A 7017-nucleotide genomic window follows, 5' to 3' on the forward strand; every position below is an offset into this window, starting at 1 on the left:
ATGGCTTATCAGAAGTACATGTTCGACCTGGATTTCGGCCCGCCCTCCGCCTCGCGGCAGAAGGCGGCCGAGCAGGCCGAGGAGACCTACGAGGCCGAGGCCGAGCCCGAGCCGCCGCCGCCGCCCACCTTCACCGAGGAAGACCTCCAGGTGGTGCGCGAGGCCGCCTACGAGGAAGGCCACCGCAACGGCCTGGCCGAGGCCAACGAGACCCAGCAGGCCCTGCTGGCCGCCTCGCTGGAGCGGGTGTCCAACGCCCTGGCCATGCTGGACGCCGCCCAGGCGGACGCCAACGACGCCAACCAGCGGGTCGCCGCCCGCGTGGCCCTGGCCATCCTGAAAAAGGTCCTGCCCGCCGCTTGCGAGGAAAACGCCTTCGAGGAGATCGTCAGGACCGTGCACGAATGCCTGGGCCACGTGCTGGACGAACCGCGTATCATCATCCGGGTGGATTCCTCGCTGGTCGATCCCCTGCGCGAGCGCCTGGAGCAAACGGTCATCGAACACGGCTTCGAGGGCCGCGTGGTGGTCCAGGCCGATCCCCGGGTCGCCATCGGCGATTGCCGGGTGGAATGGACGGACGGCGGCGCCGAGCGGGATCAGACCCGCCTGATCGCCGATATCGAGACGGCGGTGAACCGGGCCCTGGCGCCGCCCGAACACCGCCCGGAAGAGTAACTGGAGGTCCCCATGCCCGATTTCGAACTCAACGATTTCAAGCCGGACGGCGACGAGCAGAGCAGTCGCGGCGATGTTCCGGATATGCCGCGATCGGCCCGTGACCTCGAGGCCGTCTACGACATTCCGGTGCAGGTCTCGGCGGTGCTGGGCAAGGCCACCATGCAGGTCAACCAGTTGCTGAAACTGGGACGCGGCGCGGTGGTGGAGCTGGACCGCAAGGTCGGCGAGGCCATCGACATCTACGTCAACAACCGTCTGGTGGCGCGCGGCGAAGTGGTCGTCGTCGAGGATCGCCTGGGCGTGACCATGACCGAAATCATCAAGACCGACCGGGCCTAAAAAGCCTCAAGCGGGAGAGGGACGACATGCGACTTCTGATCATCGGCACGCTCGACGGCCAGATCGGCGCCGCCAGCCAGATCGCCATGGCGCGCGGCGCCAAGGTTCGCCAGGCCGAGGATGTGCCCGCCGGCCTCGAGGTTCTGCGCACCCAAGGCGCCGATCTGGTGATGATCGACGTCAAGCGCGACATCAAGGGCCTGATCGATTCGCTGGAAGCCGAACGCATCATCGTTCCCGTGGTGGCCTGCGGCATCGCGTCCGACGCCTCGGCGGCGGTGCGCGCCATCAAGGCCGGCGCCAAGGAATACATCCCGCTGCCCCCCGACGCCGAACTGATCGCCGCCGTCATCGCCGCCGTCACCCAGGAAAACCACAACATCATCTTCAAGGACCCGCGCATGGGGCAGACCTTGAAGCTGGCCGAGCAGGTGGCCAATTCCGACGCCTCCATCATGATCACCGGCGAGTCGGGCACCGGCAAGGAGCTGATCGCGCGGTTCATCCACAACAAGTCCAAGCGTTCGGACAAGCGCTTCGTGGCGGTCAACTGCGCCGCCATCCCCGAGAACCTGCTGGAATCCGAGCTGTTCGGCCACGAAAAGGGCGCCTTCACCGGCGCGGTGGCCCGGCGTATCGGCAAGTTCGAGGAAGCCCAGGGCGGCACCCTTCTCCTGGATGAAATCTCCGAGATGGACGTGCGCCTGCAATCCAAGCTGCTGCGCGCCATCCAGGAAAAGGAAATCGACCGGGTGGGCGGCAACCAGCCGGTCAAGGTGGACGTGCGCATCCTGGCCACCTCCAACCGCAACATGGAGGACGAGGTCAGGAAGGGCACCTTCCGCGAGGACCTTTACTACCGTCTCAACGTGGTGACCCTGGCGTTGCCCGCGCTGCGCGAGCGCCCGCTGGATATCGCGGTGCTGGCCGACCACTTCGTCAAGCGCTACACCGAGGCCAACGGCCTGCCGACCCGCCAGCTCTCGGCCGAGGTTCGCCAGATGCTGTCGCGCCATCACTGGCGCGGCAACGTGCGCGAGCTGGAGAACACCATGCACCGCGCCGTGCTGCTGGCCAGCGGCGCCGAGATCGGCCCCGAGGCCATGATCCTGTCGGGCAGCCCGGTGGGCACCAATCCCGATCCCATGGTGGCCCAGGCGGCCAACGCCGCCGCCTCGGTCATGGGAGGGCGGGGCGCCAATCTGGTGGGCAAGACCGTGGCCGAGGTCGAACGCGACCTGATCATCGATACCCTGTCCCACTGCCTGGGCAACCGCACCCACGCGGCCAACATCCTGGGCATCTCCATCCGCACCCTTCGCAACAAGCTGAAGCAGTACAACGACGAGGGCATCGACGTGCCACCGCCCGCCGGCGGCGAGATCGAACGGGCCATGATCTAGAATCATGGCTGAAGGACAGGCACAAAGCTCAAGCGTCGGCCGGGAAATCCTGGACCGCTTCGCCGCGTCGGCCCGACGCGGCGACGTGGGTCTGGCCTTCGGCATCATCGTCATCGTCATGATGCTGATCCTGCCGCTGCCGCCGTGGCTGCTGGACATCGGCCTGGCCCTGTCGCTGACCATCGCCGTGCTGATCCTGATGGTGGCCATCTTCATCGAGAAGCCGCTGCAGTTCAGCTCGTTCCCAACGGTGCTGCTGCTCACCACCCTGATCCGTCTGGCGCTCAATCTGGCGTCCACCCGCCTGATCCTGTCCCACGGCCACGAGGGCGTCGAGGGCGCCGGTCAGGTGATCGCCGCCTTTGCCAGCTTCATCATGAGCGGCAGCTTCGTCATCGGCATCATCGTCTTCGCCATCCTGGTGATCGTCAATTTCGTGGTCATCACCAAGGGTTCGACCCGTATCGCCGAAGTGGCGGCCCGCTTCACCCTGGACGCCATGCCCGGCAAGCAGATGGCCATCGACGCCGATCTGTCGGCCGGCCTGTGCGACGAGCCGACCGCCAGGAAGCGCCGCGCCGAGCTGGAAGGCGAATCCGCCTTCTTCGGCGCCATGGACGGCGCGTCCAAGTTCGTGCGCGGCGACGCCGTCGCCGGCCTGATGATCACCGCGATCAACGTCATCGGCGGCATGATCATCGGCATGGCCCAGCAGGGGCTGACCTTCAGTCAGGCGGCCGAGTTCTACACCAAGCTGACGGTGGGCGACGGCCTGGTCACCCAGGTTCCGGCGCTGATCGTCTCGGTGTCGGCCGGCATGCTGGTGACCAAGGCCGGCGTGCAGGAAGCCGTCGACCGCGCCCTGTTCAAGCAACTGGCCGGCTATCCCCGCGCCGTCGGCATGGCCGGCGCGCTGATGGCTCTGATGTCGGTCGTGCCCAATATGCCGTTCATTCCCTTCTTTCTGCTGGGGCTGGGCATGGGCGCCTCGGCCTTCCTGCTGGACCGCGACCAGCGCGCCAAGGCCGAGCAGCAGGAGCAGGCGGAAACGGCCGAGGCCATGCAGCAGGCCCCGGTCCCCGAGGAACCCATCTCCACCGCGCTCAAGATCGACCATGTGCGCCTGGAACTGGGTTACGGCCTGCTGCAGTTGATCAACACGCCGAAGGGCCAGCGCCTCACCGATCAGATCAAATCCCTGCGCCGCGCCATCGCCACCGAGATGGGCTTCGTCATGCCGTCCGTGCGCATCCAGGACAACATGCAGTTGCCGGCCAACACCTACGTCATCCACGTCAAGGAGGTGGAGGCGGGCCGAGGCGACCTGCGCCCCGCCGCCCTGCTGATCATGGACCCAAGGGGCGAGGACATCACCCTGCCGGGCGAGAAGACCCGCGAGCCCACCTTCGGCCTACCGGCCATGTGGATCGATCCCACCAACCGGGAAGAGGCGCTGTTCCGCGGCTATACCGTGGTGGACCCGCCCACCGTGATCACCACCCACCTGACCGAGGTGATCAAGGACAACATGTCCGAACTCCTGTCCCATGCCGAGACCCAGAAGCTGCTGGACGAGCTGGACAAGGAGCACCAGAAGCTGATCGCCGAGCTGATCCCCAGCCAGATGACCATCGGCGGCCTGCAGCGCGTGCTGCAGAACCTCCTGGGCGAGCGCATTTCCATCCGCGACCTGCCCACCATCTTGGAAGGCATCGCCGAGGCCTGCGGCCATACCCGCAACGTCACCATGATCACCGAGCATGTCCGCGCCCGTCTGGCGCGGCAGATTTCGGACAACAATACCGGGCCGCAGGGTTTCATCCCGCTGGTCACCCTGTCGCCCGAATGGGAGCAGGCCTTCGCCGAATCCCTGGTGGGCACCGGCGAGGAAAAGCAGATTTCCATGGCGCCGTCGCAGTTGCAGGACTTCATCAGCCGCACCCGCCAGACCTTCGAGCGTTTCGCCATGCAGGGCGAGACTCCCATCTTGCTGACCAGCCCCATGGTCCGGCCCTATGTCCGCTCCATCGTCGAGCGCTTCCGGCCCATGACCGTGGTGATGAGCCAGTCGGAAATCCATCCCAAGGCCCGCATCAAGACACTGGGGCAGATCTGATGACGGCGGCTAGATCATGAGGCTCAAATCCTTCACCGCGCCCACCATGACCGAGGCCATGGAGCTGGTGCGCCAGGAACTGGGCGACGACGCCATCATCGTCTCCACCCAGCGGGCGGCCGGGTCCAAGGGCGTGCGCATCACCGCCGCCCTGGAATCCGTCGACGCCGATCTGGCGGTGGCCTCCATGCTGGAGGAAGCCACCGGCGGCTCCGAGGTCTCGGAAGCGGTCAGGAAGGCGCTGGCCGAGCACGGCGTGCCTCAGCGCCTCTCCGACCGGCTGGTCAACGCCGCCCATACCTCGGGCCTGACCCAGCCGCCGCTGGCCTGCGCCGCCGCACTGGAAGCCGGCTTCACCTTCGCCCACCTGCCCGAGCACGGCGCGCCGCGCCCCTTCATGCTGGTGGGGCCCAACGGCTCGGGCAAATCCATCGCCACCGCCAAGCTGGCCGCCCGTTCGGTGCTGAGGCAGCGTCAGGTGGGCGTCGTCACCTGCGACAACATCCGCGCCGGCGCCGTCGAGCAACTGGCCGCCTTCACCTCCATCCTGGAGATCGATCTGGTGCGGGCGCGGGGTCCGGAATCCCTGGCCCGGGTGGTGGAAAGCATGAACGGGCTGTTCGATCTGGTGGTGATCGATTCCCCCGGCCTCAATCCCTTCAAGCAAAGCGACATGGACTACCTGCAGGCCCTGATCGAGGCCGCCGACGTCGAGCCCATCCTGGTGATGGCGGCGGGCGGCGACCCGGAAGAGGCCGCCGAGATCGGCGAGGCTTTCGCCGCCGTCGGCGCGACGCGGCTGTTCGCGTCGCGGCTGGACACCACGCGCCGCCTGGGCGCCATCCTGGCCGCCGCGGAAGGCGGACAGATGGCCTTCTGCGACGTTTCCGCCAGCCCTCACGTGGCATCGGGCATCTCGCCCATCTCGGCAATCGCGCTGGCCCGGCTGATCATGCCGCAAGCCGCCGAGGCCGATTCCAAAGACGAAACCTTCTGGACCGAGGCATCCGCATCATGACCACGATGGAAGTTCCTACCCTGGCGCCCCGTCCCACCCTTCGGGCCAAGGGACGCAACATCGTCGCGGTGGCGTCCGGCAAGGGCGGTGTGGGCAAGACCTGGTTCTCCATCACCCTGTCCCACGCCCTGGCGCGGGCCAACCAGCGGGTGCTGCTGTTCGACGGCGATCTGGGACTGGCCAACGTCGACATCCAGCTGGGCCTGATGCCCAAGACCGATCTGGGCAGCGTGGTGGCCGGGCGCATGACCCTTAACCAGGCGCTGGTCCGCTACCCCGAAGGCGGCTTCGACATCATCGCCGGGCGGTCCGGGTCCGGCACCCTGGCCAACATCCCGCTGTCGCGCCTGCAGATGCTGGGCGACGATCTGGTACTGCTGGCCGGCAATTACGACCGCGTCGTGGTCGACCTGGGGGCCGGCGTCGAGAAGACCACGCGCAACTTCTCGCAGCAGGCCGGCACCATCATGGTGGTGACCACCGACGAGCCCACCTCGCTGACCGACGCCTACGCCTTCATCAAGGTCACCCACATGGAGCGGCCGGGCACCGACATGCGCATCGTGGTCAACATGGCCAATTCCACCCGCGAGGGCGAGCGCATCTACAACACCCTCTTGAAGGCCTGCGAGGGCTTCCTGAAAATCTCGCCACCGCTGGCCGGCGTCATCCGCCGCGACTTGAAGGTCAGGGAGGCCATCCGCAACCAGACGCCGATCATGATGCGCTCGCCCAACGCCGAGGCCGCCGCCGACGTCGAGGCCATCGTCGAGCGCCTGATCCGCTCGCGATAACGCCATGTGCTCGGCCATCCCGCCGGCTCCGCCTCCGGTCGCTCCGCCCACTCCGGCGAGCGCACCGCCGGTGCTGAGCGTGGTGGCCGACAAGGCCGCGGCCGAGGCCCTGGCCAAGCTGCAGGCCGGGGCGGTGATCGCCGCCACCCTGTCCGCCTCCGAGGGCAAGGGGCCGGACAGCCGGGGGGTCGTCCAGGTGATGACCGCCGACGGGTCCAGCCTGTCGCTGCGCCTGCCGCCCGGCCAGCCGTTGCCGCCCGACGGCGCCCAGTTGGCCATGCAGTACATCTCGCAGAACGGCCTGCCCGCCTTCAAGCTGCTGTCCATCAATGGACGACCCACCGGCGCCCTGCCGCTGCAGCCGCAACCGGGCGGCCTGCCCAATCTCCCCGACCTCGCCACCCTGCTCGGCCCCGGTGGCGGAGCCAGGCCCCCGGCCGGCCAAGCCCCCGCCGCCCAGCCCGGCCCGGCCGGCGCGCCGGTGATCACCTCGCCCGGACTGGCGGCCGGTCCGGTCGGTCTGACCGCCATCGTCATCCGCTCCGGCCCGCCCGGCGCGGTGATGATGCCGCCCAATGCCGGGGCGCCGGGCCTGGACATGAGCCAACCGCTNGCCCGAATCCCTGACCGGCCTCGCCTCCGGGACCCGCCTCACCGTACGCATCG

At 67.8% G+C, this 7017-nt stretch carries 6 protein-coding genes; all 6 read left to right on the forward strand.

Annotation, left to right across the window (positions count from 1 at the left end; genetic code table 11):
- The 6 genes from CP958_RS09475 to CP958_RS09500 are packed head-to-tail and all read left to right on the forward strand — an operon-like array spanning position 1 to position 6351.
- The gene (locus CP958_RS09475; RefSeq protein WP_096701699.1) at positions 1-678 is read left to right on the forward strand and encodes a FliH/SctL family protein; all 678 of its coding nucleotides are present in this window, start codon (positions 1-3) and stop codon (positions 676-678) included.
- Between the two features lie 12 nt (positions 679-690).
- Positions 691-1020 carry a flagellar motor switch protein FliN gene (gene fliN, locus CP958_RS09480; protein WP_096701700.1) on the forward strand — a complete coding sequence of 110 codons (330 nt, stop codon included), beginning with the start codon at positions 691-693 and terminating at the stop codon, positions 1018-1020.
- Between the two features lie 26 nt (positions 1021-1046).
- Positions 1047-2423: a sigma-54 dependent transcriptional regulator gene (locus tag CP958_RS09485; RefSeq protein WP_096701701.1), complete on the forward strand. Its 1377-nt coding sequence runs from the start codon at positions 1047-1049 to the stop codon at positions 2421-2423.
- A 4-nt stretch (positions 2424-2427) separates the two neighbouring features.
- Positions 2428-4539: a flagellar biosynthesis protein FlhA gene (flhA, locus tag CP958_RS09490; RefSeq protein ID WP_096701702.1), complete on the forward strand. Its 2112-nt coding sequence runs from the start codon at positions 2428-2430 to the stop codon at positions 4537-4539.
- Between the two features lie 16 nt (positions 4540-4555).
- Positions 4556-5557, forward strand: a complete 1002-nt coding sequence (locus tag CP958_RS09495; RefSeq protein WP_096701703.1) for a GTP-binding protein — start codon at positions 4556-4558, stop codon at positions 5555-5557.
- Positions 5554-6351, forward strand: a complete 798-nt coding sequence (locus tag CP958_RS09500) for a MinD/ParA family protein (RefSeq protein ID WP_096701704.1) — start codon at positions 5554-5556, stop codon at positions 6349-6351. Before CP958_RS09495 ends, CP958_RS09500 begins: the two co-directional genes overlap by 4 nt.
- Positions 6352-7017 lie beyond the last annotated feature (666 nt).

This window comes from Magnetospirillum sp. 15-1 (assembly GCF_900184795.1).
Classification (GTDB): domain Bacteria; phylum Pseudomonadota; class Alphaproteobacteria; order Rhodospirillales; family Magnetospirillaceae; genus Phaeospirillum.

What these genes read in the sequence shown, in the direction of transcription:
- CP958_RS09475 (WP_096701699.1), top strand. Translation starts at nt 1, where the DNA reads ATGGCTTATCAGAAGTACATGTTCGACCTGGATTTCGGCCCGCCCTCC.
- fliN (WP_096701700.1), top strand. Translation starts at nt 691, where the DNA reads ATGCCCGATTTCGAACTCAACGATTTCAAGCCGGACGGCGACGAGCAG.
- CP958_RS09485 (WP_096701701.1), top strand. Translation starts at nt 1,047, where the DNA reads ATGCGACTTCTGATCATCGGCACGCTCGACGGCCAGATCGGCGCCGCC.
- flhA (WP_096701702.1), top strand. Translation starts at nt 2,428, where the DNA reads ATGGCTGAAGGACAGGCACAAAGCTCAAGCGTCGGCCGGGAAATCCTG.
- CP958_RS09495 (WP_096701703.1), top strand. Translation starts at nt 4,556, where the DNA reads ATGAGGCTCAAATCCTTCACCGCGCCCACCATGACCGAGGCCATGGAG.
- CP958_RS09500 (WP_096701704.1), top strand. Translation starts at nt 5,554, where the DNA reads ATGACCACGATGGAAGTTCCTACCCTGGCGCCCCGTCCCACCCTTCGG.